This window comes from Pseudomonas sp. SDO524_S393, from assembly GCF_054071875.1.
Map to the genome: position 1 here is coordinate 11,777 of NZ_JBSVVZ010000062.1, position 20,445 is coordinate 32,221.

Below are 20,445 nucleotides of genomic sequence, written 5' to 3' on the forward strand. Positions count from 1 at the left end.
CACTACAAAAGCCCGGCAAATCCATCTGGCTCAATACAATCACTGTGGTGAGCAGGCTTGTCCTGCGCTGGGGCGCGAAGCGGCCCTGAAACCAGACGCCGCATTCTTGCTGACAGGATGCGGCGTTTTTATTGGGGCGGCTTCGCCGCCCAGCGCGGGACAAGCCCGCTCACCACAACAAGCCCTCCTGCCATAGCAAGCCCGCTCACTACAACCGTCAGTCGTCTTTGGTTACAATCACCGCCCTCTTCGTCTCCCCTAAGGAACCGCCATGTCCGGCCTTGAACTGATCGCCGCCGCCTTGGGGGTGATCGCCGTCTGGCTGACGGTCAAACAGAACCCTTGGTGCTGGCCCATCGGCCTGGTGATGGTGTTGCTGTACACCTGGGTGTTCTTCGACGTGAAACTCTATTCCGACATGCTGCTGCAAGTGGTCTATGCGGGCCTGCAACTCTACGGCTGGTGGCAGTGGACCCGTGCCGGCGAGGTCAAGCAAGGTCGCCAGGTGACCAGTCTCGGCTGGCCGGCGATCATGACTAGCCTGGCCGTGGGTGCGGCCGGCAGCTTGTTGTTGGGCGCCGCCATGGCCCACTGGACCGACGCCGCCCAGCCATGGCTCGACGCCGCCCTCACCGGCTTCAGCCTGGTGGCGCAAATGTGGATGGCGCAAAAACGCGTGCAGTGCTGGCCGTTGTGGATTGCGGTCGACGTGATCTTCGTCGGCCTGTTCCTCTACAAAGGCCTGTACCTCACCGCCGCGCTCTACGCGCTATTCACCGTGATTGCCGTGCAAGGCTGGCGTGAGTGGCGCGCCGATCCGGCGCTGCACGCATGAAGGTGGTGGTACTCGCCGGGCCCGAGTCCAGCGGCAAGAGCTGGCTGGCAGCGGAACTGCACACGCATTTCGGCGGGCTGATGGTCGGTGAATACGTGCGCCACTTCATCGACCTGCATCAGCGCGACACCACCCTGGCCGATATACCCGCCATCGCCCACGGCCAACTGGCCTGGGAAGATGCCGCCCGCGTAGCGCGCCCGTCGCTGCTGGTGCTCGACACCCACCTGCTGACCAATAAACTCTGGAGCCAGACCCTGTTCGGCAGCTATCCCGCCTGGCTTGACCGCGAATTGCTGGCACGCCACTACGACCTGCACCTGCTGCTGTCCCCCGAAGACGTGGAGTGGACCGCCGACGGCCAGCGCTGCCAGCCGGAATTGGCGGATCGCCGGACGTTTTTCCAGAGCAGCCTGGAGTGGATCGAACGGCATCACCAGAACGTCCGGGTGATTCGCGGCGACTGGACAGAACGTCGCGCCCTTGCGTTCGACGCTGTAGAACAACTTCTCGCCGAGGCCACCCCATGACCACCCCGCTGCATATCGCCATCGTCGGCGCCGGCCCTGGCGGCTTGACCCTGGCGCGAATCCTTCACCATCACGGCGTGGCCGTCAGTGTGTTCGAGCGCGAAGGCGGACCGCTGGAGCGTCCGCAAGGTGGCACGCTGGATCTGCACGTGGAGTCCGGCCAGTTCGCCTTGCGCCAGGCCGGCCTGGAAGATGCCTTCAAACGCATCGCCCGCTATGAAGACCAAGGCTCGCGCTTGATGGATCATCACGGTCGTTTACTGTTCGAGGACCCGAACCCGGACGCGGGAGACCGCCCGGAAGTCGATCGCACCCAACTGCGCCAGATCTTGCTGGACGCCCTGCCCCAGGGTTGCGTGACCTGGGGCGTCGGCATCGACCACGCCAGCCAGGCTGACGACAACCGCTGGACGTTGCATCAAGGCCGCCTCAGCCATGGTCCTTTCGACCTGGTGGTCGGTGCCGACGGTGCCTGGTCGAAGATCCGTCCGCTGCTGTCGAGCTACCTACCGCAGTACAGCGGCCTGACCTTTATCGAATTCAACATCGACGACGCCGACCGTTCGCACCCACAGGTTGCGCGCCTGGTCGGTCGCGGCACGCTGCAAGTGGCCGGTGAAGCCCGGTCGATCATCGTGCAGCGCAACGCCAATGCTCATTTGCGCGGTTATGCGATCTTCCGCGTGCCGACGGACTGGGCTGCGACGCATATCGACGTGTCCGACGCCACCTCATTGAAAGCGCACTTCGAAGGCTGGCACCCGGACATTCTCGCGTTGTTCGACGCTGCCCATCCGACCCTGATGTGCAGGCACATCCACGCCCTGCCCGTGGGCCATCGCTGGTCCCACCGTCCGGGATTGACGTTGATCGGTGATGCGGCCCACCTCATGTCGCCGTTCGGTGGCGAGGGGGTGAACGCGGCGATGCTGGATGCCGCCGAGCTGGCGCAACAGCTCATGGAAACGCCTGACGCCTCGAAAGCCGTGCAGGCGTATGAAAACCACATGTTCGAGCGGGTGATGCCAGCGGCCCAGGGCAGCGCCGAAGGCGCCGCCACCCAGTTATCCCATGACAGCCTGGCGCTGTCCCTGGCCCACCTGCATCACCACCTCACGCCTCAGTAGCCCAGCGACAGACCGGTGTTGCGACGCGGGTCGTTCGCGCCGTAGAAGCGGTTGTTACCCACCGGCTTGCCACCCAGGGACGGTGCGCCCACCAGGATCGCCGCCAAGTGGTTGGCGTCCTGCGGGCCGGCGAACTTGTGGCCCCAGCTTTCGAGGATTTTCTGGGTGTCGGGGCTGACCGCGAAGGTCTCCAGGTTGGTGGTTTCCGGCATCCATTGCTGGTGGAAACGCGGCGCGTCCACGGCCTCCTGAATGTTCATCTTGTAGTCGATGACATTCAGGATGGTCAGCAACGTCGCAGTGATGATGCGGCTGCCACCGGGCGTACCGACCACCATCACGGCCTTGCCATCCTTGGTCACGATGGTCGGGCTCATCGACGACAGCGGCGCCTTGCCCGGGGCGATGGCGTTGGCTTCGCCCTGGACCAGGCCGTACATGTTCGGCACGCCGACCTTGACGGTGAAGTCGTCCATTTCATCGTTGAGGATCACCCCGGTCTTGCTCGCCATCACGCCGGCACCGAACCAGTCATTGAGGGTGTAGGTGACCGAGACCGCGTTGCCCCACTTGTCGACGATGGAATAGTGGGTGGTGTTGTTGCCTTCATGGGGCGACACGCCGGGCTTGATCGCCTGGGAATCACCGGCCTTCTGCGGTTCGATGGCGGCGCGCAGCTTCGCCGCGTAGTCCTTGTCCAGCAGGTGGGCGATGGGGTTCTTCACGAAGTCCGGGTCGCCAAGGTAGCTGTTACGGTCCACGTAGGCGTGGCGCATGGCTTCGATCTGATAGTGCAGGCCCTGGGCCGAGTGATAACCCAGGTCGGCCATCGGATAGCCTTCGAGGATGTTCATGATCTGGCAAATCACCACGCCGCCGGAGCTTGGAGGCGGCGCCGAGACGACGTGGTAGCCACGGTAGTCGCACTCGATGGGCGCCAGCTCGCGGGTCTTGTACTTGTCGAGGTCCGCCTGGGTAATGATGCCCTTGCCGGCCTGGCTGGAATCCACCAGAGCCTTGGCGACCCAGCCTTTATAGAAGCCGTCGCTGCCTTTGGCCGAGATCTCCTTGAGGGTCTTGGCCAGGTCTTTCTGCACCAGCTTCTGGCCCACCTGCATCGGCTGGCCGTTGTGCAGGAAGATCGCACGCATGTCCTTGTCTTTTTCGAACTCGCCGGTGGCGGTGTGCAGCAGGTCGATATCACCCTGCTCCAGGGCGAAGCCGTTTTCTGCCAGCTTGATCGCCGGGGCAATCACCTGGGCACGCTTGAGCGTGCCGTACTTGCTCAGGGCCAGTTCCATGCCGGAAACGGTGCCGGGCACGCCCACGGCCAAATGGCCCTTGGCGCTGAGGCCGTCGATGACCTTGCCGTCCTTGTCCAGGTACATGTCGGCGGTGGCCGCCAATGGGGCTTTTTCGCGGAAATCGAGGAAGGTCTTGCGCCCGTCGGCCAGTTGCACGGTCATGAAACCGCCGCCGCCCAGGTTGCCCGCTGCCGGGTAGACCACCGCCAGCGCGTAGCCCACGGCCACCGCTGCATCGACCGCGTTGCCGCCGGCCTTGAGTACATCCACGCCCACGTGGGTGGCCAGATGCTGGGCCGTCACCACCATGCCATTTTCACCCGCCACCGGGGCCTGGGACGCTGCTTGCACGCCGCTGACCGTCAACACCAGGGCAGTGGCAATCAAGGTACGACTGAAGGGTTGGTATTTCATCCATGGCTACTCTGGTTATTGAGATGCACCAAAATAGCCCTTCCTGGATCCATTCCCCAGCGTAATGGCGTTTTTATTACAGAACTTGTCGGTCACGGAACGGGCAAAAATATGCCCATGCTATATTCCGCGCCCTGACTGTCTCGCAAGGCACTTTGATATGGCACTCAAAAAGACCGGGATTCGTGCCCAACAGGCCGACCAGACCCGCGCACGCATCCTCCAGGCGGCGATCAAGGTGTTCACCCGCGACGGCTATTCCGGCGGGCGCGTCGACACCATCTCCAAGGAAGCGGACTCCAACGACCGCATGCTCTATTACTATTTCGGCAGCAAGGAACACCTGTTCATCTGCGTGCTGGAACACACCTACGAGCAGTTCAACAAGGCCGAGAGCAAACTCAAGCTGGACCTGGAAGACCCCGTGCAAGCCTTGCGCGAACTGGTCGCGTTCATCTGGAACTACTACGTCAAGCACCCGGAGTTCGTGGCGATCCTGAGCATCGAGAACCTGCACCAGGGCAAGCACGCCAGGCAGTCCGGCGAAATGCGCCGGTTGTCGGGGGAAGCGGTGGGCGTGTTGCGGCCGATCATCGAGTCAGGCCTGGCCAAAGGCCTGTTCCGCCACGACATCGACCTCAAGCACGTGTACCTGATGATCGCCTCGCTCTGCTACTTCTATAACTCCAACCGGCATACCCTCAGTTCGTTTCTGGGGGAAGACTTGGCGAACAAGGGGCAACAGCAGGATTGGCTGGCCTTCATCACCGACTTGGTGCTCAGAGGAGTATCCCCGACCTCACTGTAGAAACCGAATCAAACTGTGGGAGCTGGCTTGCCTGCGATAGCGGTATGCCAGTCAACATTTTCAGTGACTGATGCACCCCCATCGCAGGCAAGCCAGCTCCCACAGTTGATTTTCATAGGGTTTGAAATATCAATGGGTGCCGGGATTGGCCCGCAGGTAAGCCACTTTCTGCTCCAATCCCTGCCACTGCGGCGCGTTCGGCGCGAATCGGCCGCGCAGATACGCCACCAGATCCGCCAACTGGCTGTTCGACAAACTGTCCTTGAACCCTGGCATATATCCCAGGTCCTTGGTCGCCGGGTTGCTGATGCCTTGCAGGATCACCTTGATCAAATTGTCCGGCTGGTCACTGTGCACATTGGTATTGGTGGCCAGTGACGGGCTCACACCAAACAGTTTCGGCCCCAGGCCATCGGCATGACAGGCTTGGCATGAGCCCTCGAAGACACGCCGGCCATTGGGGTTCGGCAGCGTCGCTGCCACGCCAGGTGTCTGCGCCGCAGCATCCTCATTGAGCGACGCCAAATACACCGCCATTGCCCGGATATCCGCCTTGGGCAGCTTCGACAACTCGCTCACCACCGGCCCCATCGGCCCCGCCGCCACGCCATGGGCATCGGAATAGCCCGTGCTCAAGTAGGTAAACAGTTGATCCTCGGTCCATGGCGTTGGCGCCCTGGACAAGCCATTCAACGCCGGCGCCTCCCAGCCATCCACCCTGCCACCCGCCAGGAACGCCTTGCCGCCCTTCTCCGCCCCCATCAGATTGCGCGGTGAATGGCAGGCCGCGCAATGCCCCAGTCCATTGACCAAGTAATTGCCGCGATTCCACTGCTCACTCCGTTCAGGCTGCACGCTGATTTCACCGCGCCGTAAATTCAGCAAGTTCCACCCCGCCATCAAGGGTCGGATATTGAACGGAAACCGCATGGCATTTGGCGTCGGCGCCTGGCTTACGGGCGTTTGCGACATCAGGTACGCGTACAACGCCTGCATGTCCGCATCGTTGATATTGCGAAACGCCGTGTAGGGGAACGCCGGATACAGGTTGCGCCCGTCACGACCGATACCGTCGCGCATGGCACGCTCGAACGCCGGGTACGACCAGGCGCCGATGCCGGTCTGCACATCCGGCGTGATGTTGCTGCTGTACAGCGTGCCGAACGGTGTTTCCATCGCCAACCCACCGGCATTGGTGGCACCGCCCGGTGCGGTATGGCATACCGCACAATCGCCCACCGCCGCCAGCAAGCGCCCGCGCTCCAGAGTGGCCTTTGACCAGGTACCCGCAGCGGGCGGGGCAATCGGCGCGATCTCACTGTGAAAGGGCCAGGCCGTGGCCGCCAAGGCACCCAAGGTGGCGAACAACGCCCCAAACCACCACTTCTTGCGTTTCTCCGGCGACTTGGCCGGCTCACCGAGGGTGCCGGCATTCAGCGCCGCCAACACCCGTTCCGGGGTAATCGGCAATTCCCGAAAGCGAATGCCGGTGGCGTCATAGATCGCATTGGCAATCGCCGCCGCGCTGGGCACCGACGCCGATTCGCCCGCCCCCATGGGCGGCTGGTCCTGGCGCGGCATCATCATCACGTCGATCTTCGGCACTTCCGGAAAGGTCAGGATCGGATAACCGCCCCACTCCTTGCTCGCCACCGTCGACTCTTCAAAGGTCACTCGCTCCTTGAGCACGCGGCTGGTCGACTGGATCACATTGCCATGGATCTGATGCTGCACCCCCGCCGGGTTGATCATCATCCCCGAGTCATGCCCGATCACCACCCGCGTCACCGACACATCGCCGGTCTGCCTGTCGATGGCCACATCCGCCACCCAGGCCGCCCACGCCGCGCCGAACCCCGGGAACTTGCTGTGGATGTAACGCGCGTAGGCAAAGCCCCGGCCCCGCAGCAGATGGTCTTCATTGGCGGTTTGCATCGGCGCCGTGCGCGGCGCCCAGTTGGCGCGTTCGGCGGTGGACTTGACCAGGTCGATGGCGCGCTCGTCCTTGAGGTAGCGCAGGCGGTACTCCACCGGGTCGACGCCGGCGGCGAACGCCAGTTCGTCGATGTAGGACTCGTGGGCAAAGGTGTTGGGCAAGGCCGACACGCCGCGCATCCACGACGCGCGCACGATGGGCGCCATGTCGTTGATGGTCACGCGCATATTCTCGATGTCGTAAGGCGGGATCGAGGTGCGGTCGCCCATCTCGAACATCGCCGCCACCGGCTCGACGCGGCCGGTCAGCAACAGCGCCAGGGTCGGCGCGCCATTGGAGGGGTAGCTGGTTTCAAAATCGTAGGCGGCGATGCTGCCATCGGCGTTGAGGCCGCCATCGACATCCATCAGTTGCGCAGTGCCCTTGGGCTCCCACAGGTGTTCCTGTTCGCGGGTCAGTTGCACGCGCACCGGCTTGCCGACCGCACGGGACAACAGCAAGGCATCGGCGCACACGTCATCCGCACAATTGCGCCCGTAGCAGCCGGCAGCTTCCATGCGGATCACATCGATCAGCGCTTCATCGCACTCCAGCAACCACGCCAGGTCGGCCCTCAGCAGGTGCGGGTTCTGGCTGCCCGACCACACCCGGCTGCCGGCTGGCGAATAATCCGCCACGCCGCAGGACGGGCCGATCGAACCATGCATCTGGTACGGCCAGAGATAACTGCGCGGCATGCGTTGGCTGGCGCCGGCCAGGGCTTCGTCGACATGGCCCTGGTCAAGCACGGTACGGCGTACGCGGGGGTTGTCGCGGATGGCCTGTTCAACATCACTCATGTCCGGTAACGCGTGGTTCCAGGGTTTCCAGTGCACCTGCAATTCGCTGGCGGCCTTGACCGCCTGCTCTTCACGCAGCGCCACCACACCGACAAAATCGCGGATCACCACCACCGCGACGATACCGGGGATATGCGCGATGGACGACTCATCCACGCTCAACAGGCTGTTGCCGACAAAATCGCCGCAATCGAGCCCGGCATACGGCGGGCGAATCACCCTGCCATGGAGCATGCCCGGCACGCGCATGTCGTGTACGTAGGTCAACTCGCCAGTGGCTTTGCCGGGGATATCCACTCGCGCAGCGCCCTTGCCCACCAGGCGGTAGTCTTCGATGGGTTTGAGCGGCGCGTCACCGCTGATGCGCAGTTGGTCATGCTGGCCGCTGACCAGTTCGGCATAGGTGGCGGTGCGCCCGTCAGCTGCGTGGATGACGCCAGCATCGACCTTCAGGCTGGCCGTGCTCACACCCAGGCGCCCCGCCGCCCGCGCCAACAGGAAACGCCGCGCTTCGGCTGCGGCATTACGCAGGGGCACGGCGGATATCTGCAAGGTTGCGCTGGCGATGGTCGCCCCTTGGTTGGGCACACGCTCGGTGTCGCCGAGCACCATCTTCACCTGCTCCATCGTCAGGTCGAGCTCTTCGGCGACGATCTGCGCCAACGACGTGCGAATGCCGGTGCCCAGGTCCACATGGCCATTGAACGCGTACACCAGGCCGTCATCGTTTACCGCAATAAACAGCCCCAGTTCCTTGGGCTTCACGGTGGGCGTACCGCCCTTGGCCACCGGGCCCGAGGGCGGCAGCACATCGTCGACGATCAGCAGGACGCCGGCCTTGGCCAGCCACTGGTCACGGGAAAGCGGCGTGTCAGTCATAGTGATCCATCCACAGTCATGAGGCGGGCGGCACGCAGCACGGCGCGCAGGATTTCGATATGGGTGCCGCAACGGCAGAGGTTGCCCGACAGCTCGTTGCGCACCTCGGCTTCGCTGGGGTTGGGATTGCGGTCGAGCAACGCCTTGGCGGTCATGATCATGCCGTTGAGGCAGTAGCCGCATTGCGCGGCCTGCTCGTCGATAAAGGCCTGTTGCACCGCATGCGGCGCCTGGCGCGTGCCGAGGCCTTCAAGGGTGACGATCTCGCGCCCCACCGCCCCCGACAGCGGGAACACGCAGGACCGTGCGGCCACCCCATCGATGATCACGGTGCACGCACCGCACTCCCCCAGGCCGCAGCCGTATTTGGGGCCGTTGAGCGCCAAGTCGTTGCGCAGTACCAGCAACAGCGGGGTGTCCGCCATGGCACTGACTTCGCTCGTGTGGCCATTGACCTCAAGCGCTACCGTAATCTGCTGACTGATCATTCACTTCGCCCGTAACCGTTGGTGAAGTAGTCACTACATGAAACAGTCAAAAAAAAGCGCCGCGTACCTGGGGTCTCGCGACACACTTGACTGGTGAAGTGACTGCTACATCAACTCAGAGCAAAAACGGTGCCAGTGCCGGTTTATTCCTGCGGGTCTTCGATCATCTTGCGCAGCAGAAACAACACGGCCACCCGTTCGGCGGGGTTGAGGTTGCTCATGGTCAGTTCGCTGATCTGCGCGGCGCGGGGCGCGGTTTGCGCCACCAGCTCGGCACCGGCAGCCGACAGGTCGACCACCACTTTGCGTTTGTCCTGGGGGTCCGGCTCCAGGGTAATCAACTCTTTGGCTTTGAGCCGTTCGACGATGCCACGGATGGTCGCCTGGTCGACGGCGGTGGCCTTGACCAGTTCCGTCAGGGAACTTGCACCGTGATCGCGCAACGCGCACAACGTGACGAACTGCACGGCGGTGAGCTGGGAGTCGCCGACATTCTGTTGAAAGATCGCCAGGTGGCGTTGATAGGCCTTGCGCAGCAGGTGGCCAACTTGTTCGGAAAAGACGTAGGAATCAGGCACGGCGGGCTCGGTGAGTGACGGGCGTTGGGGAGGCATGATGGCGGGGATGGGGAAAGGACTCAAGACACTCCCCGAAGAAACACCGTCAAAATGTGGGAGCGGGCTTGTCGGATCGCCGCATCGCTGCGAAGACGGCGGCACAGTCGACAGAGATGCTGTCTGACCCACCGCTTTCGCGGGCAAGCCCGCTCCCACAGGGAATCAGCGGAGGCTGGAAAAACGCTGCCAGAGGGCCATCATGCCCGGCGCTTTCTTGGCAACGCTAGAAACTCAATGTGGGAGCGGGCTTGCCCGCGAATGCGGTGGGTCAGCCAACAAATCCATCAACTGACACACTGTATTCGCGAGCAAGCCCGCTCCCACATTTTTTTGGGGGGGGTTAGCGGGCCAGGGAGGCCGCGGGGGCGACGACATCACCGGCGATGACCACCGCCTCGTCATCCAGGTACACATCACAATTGCGCAGCGGAATGTCCATGTGGCACGGCGTCTTGCGGGTGCCGCCCACTTCGGTATTCGGCCCGGTGGAGAACAGGAAATTGCCGTAGAACGCCCGCGCATCCATGCACATGCCGTCGTTCTTGTCGTGCAGGCCCATGGCGGTCCACTGCGCCCGTGGCTGCAGGCCCCAGCCGATATGGGAGATGCCGTACACCTCGGGGTCATTGAAGTACTTCATGTAGTCACGCAGGTATTCGGCCTCGAAGCCGCCATGGATCCTGGTGATGAAACCTTTCTCGATCTCCAGGGTGATCTTCTCGCGGGTGTAGGTTTTGAATGGCAGCAGGATGTCACCGATATCCAGCACCAGTACGCCCTCGGCGGTCTCTTCGTTGGGCCAGGAGAACAAAAAGCCGCTGGGCCAGTGGTCCCAACGCCCCGGCTCGTCGGCAAAGCCGTATTCAGTGACCGATGGGTATTGCCCCAGCGCCGCGCGGAAATCACTGCCGGCGCGGGATTTGACGTGGATCGAGCGCGCTTTCTTCAACAGCTGTTCGGCGGCCAGTACCCGCACCTTGTCTTCCTCGGTGGGCAGCATGCGCGCCAGCACTTCCGGGGGCTCCACCGCCAGCAGGATGCGCGTACCGGTCTTGAGGATCTGCTCCTGCTCCGGCGAGTGCAGCAACATCATGGTGTCGACGATCAAGTCGGCGGCTTCCAGTGCGCGCTGGGCGGCGATGTTGCCGGTGAGCGCGGTGTCGCCGCAGTAAGCGGTCATGTCATTGCCCATCGCCTTGGGATGGTTGAACGACGGCAGCTCCACCGCATACACCTTGGCCCCCAGACGCTGGGCGGCGTCCATGGCCGCGCGCACCGTGCGCGGGTCGGAGTAATGGCTCTTGAGTACGGCGACGCTCTGGGTCGGGTCGACCTTCGACAGCTTCAGCACGTGTTCGAACATCTGGGTCAATTCGCAATCGCTTACCGGCATTTCGGGTCTCCTCCAAAGGCTGCACCAAGTTCAGGCACTGCGCTTCACTCTAGTGCATTTTTATAGCGTATACGCCAATTAATAACGATAAGACCTGAATTGAAGGCGAACTGCAAGCGGCGCACCAAAACGTTACCAATCCACACAAACCCACTATTTAAAGGCTACATAGCGTTACACAGGACTATTCAGGCCAAAAAATAAATTTTCTAACTCGGGCTTCCCATTTCAAAAAATGAGCGTATACACTTTAAAAGCCTTGCGGACAGACGCCGCCAAAATTAAAAAGAGAGAGGATCACGCCCCATGGGAAGTACACAGAAAATTGCCATCGTCGGCGCCGGCCTTGGCGGTGCCGCCGCTGCCACCCTGTTGCAGCAAGCCGGTTTCGAAGTGGACATCTACGAGCAGGCACCGGAGTTTTCCCGGCTGGGCGCAGGGATCCACATGGGTCCCAACATCATGAAAATCTTTCGGCGCATGGGCATCGAAAAACAGCTGGACCTGATGGGCTCGCACCCCGAGCACTGGTTCAGCCGTTGCGGCGAGACCGGCGACTACCTCTCTCGCATCCCCCTCACCGGCTACGGCGCGTCGTACATCACGGTGCACCGCGGCGACCTGCACGCCCTGCAAATGTCGACCCTCAAGCCGGGCAGCCTGCATTTCAACAAACGCCTGGAAAGCCTCGAGGAAACCGACACCCAGGTGCGCCTGACCTTCGCCGACGGCCAAGTGACCTACGCCGACATCGTGATCGGTGCCGACGGCATTAACTCCAAGATCCGCGAAGAACTGCTGGGTGTGGAAAAACCGCTGTACAGCGGCTGGGTCGCGCACCGCGCGCTGATCCGTGGCGACCAACTGGCCAAGTACGACCTCAAGTTCGAAGACTGCATCAAGTGGTGGACCGAAGACCGCCACATGATGGTCTACTACACCACCGGCAAGCGCGACGAGTACTACTACGTGACCGGCGTACCCCACGCCGAATGGGACTTCCAGGGTGCCTTCGTCGACAGCAGCCGCGAAGAGATGTTCGACGCTTTCAAGGGCTACCACCCCACCGTGCAGGCGCTGATCGAGTCCACCGAAAGCGTGACCAAATGGCCGCTGCGCAACCGCAATCCGTTACCGCTGTGGAGCCGTGGGCGCCTGGTGTTGCTGGGCGATGCCTGCCACCCGATGAAACCGCACATGGCCCAGGGCGCCGGCATGGCCATCGAAGACGCCGCCATGCTCACCCGCTGCCTGCAGGAAACCGGCATCAGCGACTACCGCACTGCGTTCCAACTCTACGAAGCCAACCGCAAGGAGCGCGCCTCCCGTGTGCAGGCCGTGTCCAACGCCAACACCTGGCTGCGCACCCAGGAAGATCCAGCCTGGGTCTACGGCTACGACCTCTATGCCCAGGAACTGAAATCGGGGGTGGCCGCGTGAGCACCTTTCTCTACGGCGGCAACGTCCAGGCCAACGGCATCCGCCAGCACTACTTGCGCTACGGCGGCAAGGGCCCGGCGCTGATCCTGATCCCGGGCATCACCAGCCCGGCGATCACCTGGGGCTTCGTGGCCGAACGCCTTGGCGCCCACTACGACACCTACGTGCTGGACGTACGCGGGCGCGGCCTGTCATCGACCGGCCCGGATCTCGACTACAGCGCCGAGGTCTGCGCCGATGACATCGGCGCCTTTGCCGACGCCCTCGGCCTCGACCGCTATCACCTGATGGGCCATTCCATGGGCGCACGCTTCGCCGTGCGCAGCGCGGTCAAGCATCCACGGGGCGTGAACCGCGTGGTGCTGATCGACCCACCGGTGTCCGGCCCTGGCCGGCGTGAATACCCAAGCAAATTGCCGTGGTACGTCGACTCGATCCGCCAATCGCTGGTCGGCATGGACGCAGACGCCATGCGAGCCTTCTGCGCCACTTGGACCGAAGAACAACTGCAATTGCGCGCCGAATGGCTGCACACCTGCTTCGAGCCCGCCATCGTGCGCGCCTTCAATGACTTCCACGACACCGACTTCCACCAGCACCTGCCCCACCTCAAGGTCCCGGCCCTGCTGCTGGTGGCCGGCCGTGGCGGTGTGATCCTCGACGAAGACGTGGCCGAAATCCAGGACCTGCAACCCGGCATCCAGGTGGCCCGCGTGGCCAACGCCGGACACATGATTCCGTGGGATGACCTCGAGGGCTTCTTCGCCGCCCTGGGCGACTTCCTGCCCACCGAACAATAACGGAGACCACCATGCTCAAGCCTTACCGCATCGGCCAGATCGTGCCGAGTTCCAACACCACCATGGAAACCGAGATCCCGGCGATGCTCACCGCACGCCAGGCGATCCGCCCCGAGCGCTTTACCTTTCACTCCAGCCGCATGCGCATGAAGCAGGTACGCAAGGAAGAACTGGCGGCGATGGACGGCGAGTCCGACCGTTGCGCCGTCGAGCTGTCCGACGCCAAGGTCGATGTATTGGGTTATGCGTGCCTGGTGGCGATCATGGCCATGGGACTGGGTTATCACCGCAACTCCGAGCAACGCCTGCGCAAGGCCACCGCCGACAACGACGCCAACGCCCCGGTGATCACCAGCGCCGGCGCCTTGATCGAAGGCCTCAAGGTGATGGGCGCCAAACGTATCGCGATCGTCGCGCCGTACATGAAACCGCTGACCGAGCTGGTGGTGAACTACATCCGCGAAGAAGGCTTTGAGGTGGTGGACTGGCGCGCGCTGGAGATCCCCGACAACCTCGAAGTGGCTCGCCACGACCCGGCCAACCTGCCGGCCATCGTTGCCGGCATGAACCTGGAAGGCGTCGACGTGATTGTGCTGTCGGCTTGCGTGCAGATGCAGTCGCTGCCGGTGGTGGCCAAGGTCGAGGCACAAACCGGCAAACCCGTGCTCACCGCCGCCATCGCCACCACTTACGCGATGCTCAAGGCGCTGGACCTGGAGCCCATCGTGCCCGGCGCGGGTGCCCTGCTCTCCGGCGCCTACTAACGTTCGCAAGTTGTAGTGAGCGGGCTTGCCCGCGCCGGGCTGCGCAGCGGCCCCAAAACAGCGGGAGCGCTACGCACTCCAGCGCGGGGCAAGCCCGCTCACCACAAATAAACCGCTCACCACAGCTATTAATGAGGAGTTGAGAAGATGAGCGAACAATCCGTCGACGCCAACTACCAGGGCGTATGGGGCAATCGCATCGGCTTTGGCAAGAAAGCTGCACTGCTGATGATCGACTTCATGCAGGGCTACACCACCGAAGGCGCACCGCTGTTTGCGCCGGGTGTGGTCACGGCGGTGGCTGAAAGCGTCGAGCTGTTGGCCACGGCGCGAAAGCACGGGGTTGCGGTGGTGCACACCAATATCCGCTACCATCCCGGCCATTTCGTCGATGGCGGGATCTGGGTCAAGAAGGCCCCGGTGATGAAAGACATGGTCGAAGGCAACCCGCTCGCCGCGTTTTGCAGCGAGGTGCTGCCCCAGGCCGACGAAGTGGTGATCACCAAGCAGTATGCCAGCGCGTTTTTCGGCAGCAGCCTGGCGCCGATGCTGCACGCCCAGGGCATCGACACCGTGGTACTGGCCGGCTGCTCCACCAGCGGCTGCATCCGCGCCACGGCGGTGGATGCCGTGCAACACGGGTTTCGCACCATCGTCGTGCGCGAATGCGTCGGCGACCGGCACCCGGCGCCCCACGAAGCCAACCTGTTCGACATCGACAGCAAATATGGCGACGTGGTGAGCAAGCAGGAGGCGATGAGCAAGTTCAAGGAGCAATAAAACGTTATCAGGAACTGCGCCATAGAGCGTGGTCCTGCACAAACTGAGGCCCGGCCTTGGAACACATTCGTATGTGGGAACCGATCTCTGTGGGAGTCGGGCTTGCCCGCGATGCAGCCGCTGCGGTGTAACAGTGACACCGCGCCGATGTTATCGCAGGCAAGCCAGCTCCCACATAAGCCCGGTGTCCATATGGACCGTGTCCAACCGCCCCCTCAGTCTTCTGACACTGCCTTTGGACGTCGCTTCTACAGCACGCCGAAGTGCTGAAAAAAAAGCGGCTGTATAAAAACCATAAGTCACCGCCAGGAGACACCCAATGCCCATTGCGAATGCAGCGCCCGCGACCACCGTCGCCGACCCCGTCAACACGCTCTACCACAAGATCACCTGGAAGCTCATCCCGTTCCTGTGCTTCTGTTATCTGGCCGCCTACCTCGACCGCATCAACATCGGCTTCGCCAAGCTGCAGATGCTCGACCAGCTGCACTTCAGCGAAACCGCGTTCGGCCTCGGTGCCGGGCTGTTCTTCGTCGGTTATATCCTGTTCGAAGTGCCGAGCAACCTGGTGCTGGAACGGGTCGGCGCGAAGATCTGGATCGCGCGCATCATGATCACCTGGGGCCTGCTTTCGGCCTGCACCTTGCTGGTCACCTCCACCACCCAGTTCTACATCCTGCGCTTCCTGCTCGGTGCCGCCGAGGCGGGCTTCCTGCCGGGCGTGCTGTATTACCTCACCACCTGGTTCCCGACCTATCGACGCGGGCGCATCATCGCGCTGTTCATGATCGGCCTGCCGCTGTCCAGCGTGATCGGCGGCCCGCTGTCCGGCTGGATCATGGGGCACTTCGACCAGATGGCCGGCCTGCGCGGCTGGCAGTGGCTGTTCCTGATCGAGGCAGTGCCCAGCGTGCTGCTCGGCGTGCTGACCTTCTGGGCGCTGCCCAACAGCTATCGGCAGGCCAAATGGCTGTCGGAGGACGAAAAGGCCCTGCTGGAAAGCGAGCTGCGCAAGGATGAAGCGGACGCCACCGGCAGCAAGCACAGCTTCCGCGACGGCTTCTTCAACCTCAAAGTGTGGATGCTTGGCGGTATCGACTTCTCGATCCTGCTCAGCGCCTATGCCATGGGCTTCTGGATGCCAACCTTCATCCGCAACGCCGGTATCACCGACACCTTCCACATCGGCATCCTCACTGCCCTGCCCAGTGTCGCAGCCCTGCTGGGCATGCTGCTGATCGGTGCCAGTTCCGACAAACACCGCGAACGCCGCTGGCACATCATCGTGCCGTTTTTCATCGGCGCCGCCGCCATGGCCACCAGCACCTTCTTCACCCATAACGTGGTCGCCACCGTGGCGCTGTTCGCCATCGCCTCGGCAGCGATCATCGGCGCAGTGCCGGTGTTTTTCAGCCTGCCGGCGACGTTTCTCAAAGGCACCGCAGCGGCCACCGGTTTTGCCCTGGCCTGTTCGGTGGCAAACATTGCAGGGTTGGTCAGCAACTCGTTGATGGGTGTTGCGATCGACGTCACAGGCAGCAGCGCCGGCGCCTTGTGGTTTTTCGCCGGTTGCCTGATTCTCAGCAGCTTCCTGGTCATCGCCTTGCCGGCGAAACTGGTGAACCGTTGATAACAACAACTTTGCGGATGAATCACCATGCAAGGCTTTCTTAGACGCTGTGCCCTGCTTGTCGCCGTCGGCCTGTGTGCCGGCACCGCGCAGGCAGCGGAAAAAGTCATTTTCGATACCGACTTCAACGTGCTCAACGATGACGGCCAGGCCTTCATCATGCTCGCCCAGCTCCATGCGCAAAAACGCATCGAGCTGTTGGGCATGACCCTGGTCAGCGGCAACGCCTGGGTCGACCAGGAACAGGTCGACGCGCTCAAGGCCGTGGAACGCATGGGCGTGGAAAAAGAGGTGGGTGTCTATTCGGGCGCCGCCTACCCGCTGTTGCATGACTACGCCACCTACGAGGCCGAAAAAGCACTGTTCGGCTCAGGCTGGCCGGGGGCATTCAAAAATCCGCGACCGACCTCGCCGGCACAATTGATCGCCCCGCCGGACGGCCTGGCCACCCACACCAGGCTGCGCAGTGAAACCGCCGCGCAGTTCATCGTGCAGAGCGTGCGGGCCAACCCGCACCAGGTGACCATCCTCGCGGTCGGCCCGTTGACCAACGTCGCACTGGCCATCCGTTCGGCCCCGGATATCGTGCCGCTGATCAAGCGCATCGTGTACATGGGCGGCGCCCTGGAGATCCCGGGCAACACCACGCCGGCGGCGGAATTCAACTGGTGGTTCGACCCGGAGGCCGCCAAGATCGTGCTGCGCTCGCCAATCGAACACGTGATCTTCCCCAACGATGTGTGCGAGAAAGTCACCTTCGACAAGGCGGTGTACCAACGCGTGATCGCCAGCAAAGGCGCGATTGCCGACCTGTACAAACATGAGTTCGGGCCGCTGTTCGACAAGGACCCGTCTTACCACAGCTTCACCTGGGACAGCCTGCCGGCGCTGTACCTGGTCAACCCGGCCATCGTCACCGAATCCCGCGAGTTGTGGGTGGATGTGGACGCCACCTTCGGTGCCGACTACGGTCGCGCCCTCGGCTACCAGAAAGGTGCGCCGGTCGGCACGCAGAAGGCCAAGGTCGTGTTCGGCGTGGACCAGAAGCAATTCTGGGACGGCTACGTCAACCTGGTGACCCTGCCCACCCCGGTCAAGCACTGACCGATCGATCGCTCCCACAGCCGTGGGAGCGATCACCTCCCTCAGTCCGCCAGGGCAAACCCGCGCTGCAAGTCCTCGATCAGCGCCGCCACATCTTCCAGACCGATGTGCAGGCGCACCACCGGGTTGAGTGTCCGGTCTGCCGCACTGTCACGGTCGCGCGTGTCGGCCACGGTGACCAGGCTCTCATAGCCGCCCCACGAAGCCCCCAGCCCAAAGACCTGCAAGCCGTCGATGAAACGCTCGATGTAGGCCGGGTCGAGGCTGCTCAGTTCAAACGACAACAGCCCATTGCTGCCGCTGAAGTCGCGGCGCCAGAGCGCATGCCCCGGATGCCCGGGCAGCGCCGGATGGAACACGCGCTTGACCTGCGGCTGCGCCTGCAACCACTGGGCGATTTCGACGGCCTGGCGCTCATGCACATCCAGCCGGGTGGCCAATGTGCGCGCACCGCGCAAGACCAGGTAGGCATCGTCGGCACTCACTGCATTGCCGAAGGTGTCACTCATTTTGCCCAGTGCCGACCAGGCGGCTTCGGCGGTGCATACGCTGCCCATCATCACGTCGCTGTGGCCTCCCAGGTATTTGGTGAGGGCCATGATCGAAATGTCGGCACCCAGTGCCAGCGGGCGATACAGGTAGCCAGAGCCCCAGGTGTTGTCCACCGCCAGCAGGATATTGCGCGGCTTGCACAAGGCGGCGATTGCCGGCAAGTCACACAGCTCATAGAGCAATGAACCGGGTACTTCGGCATACACCAACCGGGTGTTGGCTTGCAGCTGCGCTTCGAGGCCATTGCCGTCCGGCGCGAAATAACTGACTTGAATGCCAAACGGCTGGAGGAATTCCTGGGCCAGCTTGCGCACCGGCGAATACACCGCGTCGGTGATCAGTACATGGTCGCCGGGGCGCAAATACGCCAGGAACACCTGGGCCGCCGCCGCCAGCCCCGTGCTGTAAAGCCGCGTGCGGTAGCCGCCCTCAAGCTCGGTGACCAGGTCTTCCAGGGCATGGGACGTCGGGTTGCCGCGGGCGCCATAGCTCAGCACACGCTCGCTGTCGCGGCGCGCACGGGCGTCACGCATTTGCGCCAGATTGTCGAACAGCACGGTGCTCAGACGGGTGACCGGCACGTTGACCGCACGGCCACCGCTGCCCTTTTCCGTGCGCGCGGCGTGAATCAAACGGGTCCGTACCCGCGACGCGGGCGCCAGCGGTTTGAGGCTGGCGATTTCCGCTTCGCTCATTTGCGCGAGCAAGCCGATTTCCCAGGCCAGGTACTGCCGGGCCGCGTCCTTGTTGCCGCTGTGACGGTCATGGGTGAAAAACAGGAAGTCGATGCACTGCGCATCGGGCAAGGTATGCGCGCCTTCGCTGATCGGCAGGCCGGCGGCGGCCCAGGCGGCAAAACCACCGTCGAGCAGCCGGGCGTCCGTTCCTTGAGCGGCAAAGGCTGCCAGCGCGGGGTCATCCGCCACCAGCACCAACGGTCGGTGATCAGACGTGAGCCGCGAACGGATCGACCATTGCGACCCGGCAATATGCCCCTTGCGAAACACCATGCTCGGGCGCAGGTCGATCAGGTTCACATCGTTCAACTGCCGCGCCAGCGCTTCGACGCTGATCAGCGGCAGAGCCTCATGCGCCACCGGTTGCGACACCGGCAGCGCCAGGCCACTGTCCACGCCGCCGCTGAGCACATAGGCCTCATGCCCCAATTGACGCAGCCAACTGGCCACGACGGGTGCGCGCACGCCATCGCTGTCCACCAGCACAATGCGCGCCTGGCGCACGCCGATGTACAGGTCGGTGGACTGGATCAATTGCCCGCCCGGGGTGTGTTGCGCGCCCGGCAGCGTGCCGAGGGCAAATTCCTCCGCCGTGCGCACGTCACACAGGAACAGGCTGCGCCGGGTATCGTCGGCCCACTCGCGCACCTGATCCGCCAATACCGTCACCACCCCGGCACGCTCGGCCAATTGGCGTGCCGCCTGGCGCTGTTGCGCGAGGTCGCCACTGACATGCTCGGCATAGCGCCGGCTACTGCCGTGTTCCAGCTGAAAGTCCGCCAAGTACCAGCCTTGGGTGCCGTTTTCCAGGGCATAGATCGGGTTCTTCAACCCCAGGTTGATCAAGGTTTGCGCGCCAATGATGCTGCGGGTGCGCCCGGCGCAGTTGACCACGATGGGCGTGCTTTCATCCGGCACCAGATCGTGCACGCGGTAGCCCAGCTCACCGTTGGGGCAACAGATGGAACCGGGAATGGTCATCTTGCGGTATTCATCGAACGGCCGACCGTCCAGCAATACCAGCGGCTCGCCGCGCGCCTGCCATTCGGCCAATTGGCTGGCGGTGATATGCGGCGTGTGGCTGGCCTCTTCCACCAGCTCGCCAAACGCCTTCGAGGGTACGTGCACCCCGGCGAACAGTTGCAAGCCGGCGGCCTGCCACCCCTCGGCACCGCCCTCCAGCACGTGCACATGGCGGTAGCCTAAAACATGCAGGCGCTCGACCGTGCGCGCGGCCACATCGCCCCCGTCCTGGTCGTAGATCACCAGGCGCACCCACGGGTTCGGCGCCAAGCGGCGCACTTCCAGTTCCAGGCGGCTATAGGGCAGGTTCACCCCATGGAACAGGTGGGCCTCGCCGTATTGGCCGTGCTCGCGCACATCGAACAGGGCGATTTCCTGCCCATCGAACAGCCATTGCTGCAGTTGACGTGGGGTGATGGTCTGGCTCATGGAAGTCCCAACAAAT

General features: G+C 63.1%; 16 protein-coding genes. 10 read left to right on the forward strand and 6 right to left on the reverse strand.

The window, feature by feature from the left end; genetic code table 11:
• The first annotated feature begins 271 nt into the window (after positions 1-271).
• Genes pnuC through ACW9IB_RS23075 form a run of 3 tightly spaced genes read left to right on the forward strand, consistent with a single transcriptional unit; the run spans position 272 to position 2,492 of the window.
• Positions 272-835, forward strand: coding sequence for a nicotinamide riboside transporter PnuC (gene pnuC / locus ACW9IB_RS23065; RefSeq protein ID WP_457367587.1), 564 nt, complete (start codon positions 272-274; stop codon positions 833-835).
• A complete protein-coding gene (locus ACW9IB_RS23070) occupies positions 832-1,365 on the forward strand; it encodes an AAA family ATPase (RefSeq protein ID WP_457415656.1) in 534 nt (177 codons plus the stop codon). Before pnuC ends, ACW9IB_RS23070 begins: the two co-directional genes overlap by 4 nt.
• Positions 1,362-2,492: an FAD-dependent oxidoreductase gene (locus ACW9IB_RS23075; protein WP_457367586.1), complete on the forward strand. Its 1,131-nt coding sequence runs from the start codon at positions 1,362-1,364 to the stop codon at positions 2,490-2,492. The genes ACW9IB_RS23070 and ACW9IB_RS23075 overlap by 4 nt, the downstream gene beginning before the upstream one ends.
• On the opposite strand, the gene ggt is transcribed toward ACW9IB_RS23075, so the two are convergent.
• A complete protein-coding gene (ggt, locus tag ACW9IB_RS23080) occupies positions 2,486-4,210 on the reverse strand; it encodes a gamma-glutamyltransferase (protein ID WP_457415645.1) in 1,725 nt (574 codons plus the stop codon). The two genes, ACW9IB_RS23075 and ggt, sit on opposite strands and share 7 nt — an antisense overlap.
• 160 nt (positions 4,211-4,370) lie before the next feature.
• On the opposite strand from ggt, the gene ACW9IB_RS23085 reads away from it, so the two are divergent.
• Positions 4,371-5,018 carry a TetR family transcriptional regulator gene (locus tag ACW9IB_RS23085; RefSeq protein ID WP_457415646.1) on the forward strand — a complete coding sequence of 216 codons (648 nt, stop codon included), beginning with the start codon at positions 4,371-4,373 and terminating at the stop codon, positions 5,016-5,018.
• A gap of 129 nt (positions 5,019-5,147) precedes the next feature.
• Here ACW9IB_RS23085 and ACW9IB_RS23090 read toward each other — a convergent pair whose 3' ends face one another.
• The 4 genes from ACW9IB_RS23090 to ACW9IB_RS23105 form a co-directional block, all read right to left on the reverse strand.
• Positions 5,148-8,672: a molybdopterin cofactor-binding domain-containing protein gene (locus ACW9IB_RS23090; RefSeq protein WP_457415647.1), complete on the reverse strand. Its 3,525-nt coding sequence runs from the start codon at positions 8,670-8,672 to the stop codon at positions 5,148-5,150.
• Positions 8,669-9,160 (reverse strand): (2Fe-2S)-binding protein, encoded by a 492-nt coding sequence (locus ACW9IB_RS23095; RefSeq protein WP_457367582.1) that lies wholly within the window; start codon positions 9,158-9,160, stop codon positions 8,669-8,671. Before ACW9IB_RS23095 ends, ACW9IB_RS23090 begins: the two co-directional genes overlap by 4 nt.
• A 143-nt stretch (positions 9,161-9,303) precedes the next feature.
• Positions 9,304-9,738, reverse strand: coding sequence for a MarR family winged helix-turn-helix transcriptional regulator (locus ACW9IB_RS23100; protein ID WP_457367581.1), 435 nt, complete (start codon positions 9,736-9,738; stop codon positions 9,304-9,306).
• Between the two features lie 379 nt (positions 9,739-10,117).
• Positions 10,118-11,170, reverse strand: coding sequence for a 2,5-dihydroxypyridine 5,6-dioxygenase (locus tag ACW9IB_RS23105; RefSeq protein ID WP_457367580.1), 1,053 nt, complete (start codon positions 11,168-11,170; stop codon positions 10,118-10,120).
• 306 nt (positions 11,171-11,476) lie between these two features.
• On the opposite strand from ACW9IB_RS23105, the gene ACW9IB_RS23110 reads away from it, so the two are divergent.
• From ACW9IB_RS23110 to ACW9IB_RS23135, 6 genes are all read left to right on the forward strand, one after another.
• The gene (locus tag ACW9IB_RS23110) at positions 11,477-12,610 is read left to right on the forward strand and encodes an FAD-dependent monooxygenase (protein ID WP_457367579.1); all 1,134 of its coding nucleotides are present in this window, start codon (positions 11,477-11,479) and stop codon (positions 12,608-12,610) included.
• On the forward strand, positions 12,607-13,410 hold the full coding sequence (locus ACW9IB_RS23115) for an alpha/beta fold hydrolase (protein WP_457367578.1): 804 nt from the start codon (positions 12,607-12,609) through the stop codon (positions 13,408-13,410). The genes ACW9IB_RS23110 and ACW9IB_RS23115 overlap by 4 nt, the downstream gene beginning before the upstream one ends.
• An 11-nt stretch (positions 13,411-13,421) precedes the next feature.
• Positions 13,422-14,174 (forward strand): maleate cis-trans isomerase family protein, encoded by a 753-nt coding sequence (locus tag ACW9IB_RS23120; RefSeq protein ID WP_122307871.1) that lies wholly within the window; start codon positions 13,422-13,424, stop codon positions 14,172-14,174.
• A 147-nt stretch (positions 14,175-14,321) separates the two neighbouring features.
• Positions 14,322-14,954: an N-carbamoylsarcosine amidohydrolase gene (locus ACW9IB_RS23125; RefSeq protein WP_457367577.1), complete on the forward strand. Its 633-nt coding sequence runs from the start codon at positions 14,322-14,324 to the stop codon at positions 14,952-14,954.
• 319 nt (positions 14,955-15,273) lie between these two features.
• Positions 15,274-16,584, forward strand: coding sequence for an MFS transporter (locus tag ACW9IB_RS23130; RefSeq protein WP_457367576.1), 1,311 nt, complete (start codon positions 15,274-15,276; stop codon positions 16,582-16,584).
• Positions 16,585-16,611: 27 nt separating this feature from the next.
• Positions 16,612-17,688, forward strand: a complete 1,077-nt coding sequence (locus tag ACW9IB_RS23135) for a nucleoside hydrolase (RefSeq protein WP_457415648.1) — start codon at positions 16,612-16,614, stop codon at positions 17,686-17,688.
• Positions 17,689-17,729: 41 nt separating this feature from the next.
• Here ACW9IB_RS23135 and metC read toward each other — a convergent pair whose 3' ends face one another.
• Positions 17,730-20,429: a cystathionine beta-lyase gene (gene metC / locus ACW9IB_RS23140; RefSeq protein WP_457415649.1), complete on the reverse strand. Its 2,700-nt coding sequence runs from the start codon at positions 20,427-20,429 to the stop codon at positions 17,730-17,732.
• Positions 20,430-20,445: the final 16 nt, after the last annotated feature.

Excerpts from the sequence above, each read along its gene's own strand:
- pnuC (WP_457367587.1), top strand. The coding sequence starts at position 272 with ATGTCCGGCCTTGAACTGATCGCCGCCGCCTTGGGGGTGATCGCCGTC.
- ACW9IB_RS23070 (WP_457415656.1), top strand. The coding sequence starts at position 832 with ATGAAGGTGGTGGTACTCGCCGGGCCCGAGTCCAGCGGCAAGAGCTGG.
- ACW9IB_RS23075 (WP_457367586.1), top strand. The coding sequence starts at position 1,362 with ATGACCACCCCGCTGCATATCGCCATCGTCGGCGCCGGCCCTGGCGGC.
- ggt (WP_457415645.1), bottom strand. The coding sequence starts at position 4,210 with ATGAAATACCAACCCTTCAGTCGTACCTTGATTGCCACTGCCCTGGTG.
- ACW9IB_RS23085 (WP_457415646.1), top strand. The coding sequence starts at position 4,371 with ATGGCACTCAAAAAGACCGGGATTCGTGCCCAACAGGCCGACCAGACC.
- ACW9IB_RS23090 (WP_457415647.1), bottom strand. The coding sequence starts at position 8,672 with ATGACTGACACGCCGCTTTCCCGTGACCAGTGGCTGGCCAAGGCCGGC.
- ACW9IB_RS23095 (WP_457367582.1), bottom strand. The coding sequence starts at position 9,160 with ATGATCAGTCAGCAGATTACGGTAGCGCTTGAGGTCAATGGCCACACG.
- ACW9IB_RS23105 (WP_457367580.1), bottom strand. The coding sequence starts at position 11,170 with ATGCCGGTAAGCGATTGCGAATTGACCCAGATGTTCGAACACGTGCTG.
- ACW9IB_RS23110 (WP_457367579.1), top strand. The coding sequence starts at position 11,477 with ATGGGAAGTACACAGAAAATTGCCATCGTCGGCGCCGGCCTTGGCGGT.
- ACW9IB_RS23120 (WP_122307871.1), top strand. The coding sequence starts at position 13,422 with ATGCTCAAGCCTTACCGCATCGGCCAGATCGTGCCGAGTTCCAACACC.
- ACW9IB_RS23125 (WP_457367577.1), top strand. The coding sequence starts at position 14,322 with ATGAGCGAACAATCCGTCGACGCCAACTACCAGGGCGTATGGGGCAAT.
- ACW9IB_RS23130 (WP_457367576.1), top strand. The coding sequence starts at position 15,274 with ATGCCCATTGCGAATGCAGCGCCCGCGACCACCGTCGCCGACCCCGTC.
- ACW9IB_RS23135 (WP_457415648.1), top strand. The coding sequence starts at position 16,612 with ATGCAAGGCTTTCTTAGACGCTGTGCCCTGCTTGTCGCCGTCGGCCTG.
- metC (WP_457415649.1), bottom strand. The coding sequence starts at position 20,429 with ATGAGCCAGACCATCACCCCACGTCAACTGCAGCAATGGCTGTTCGAT.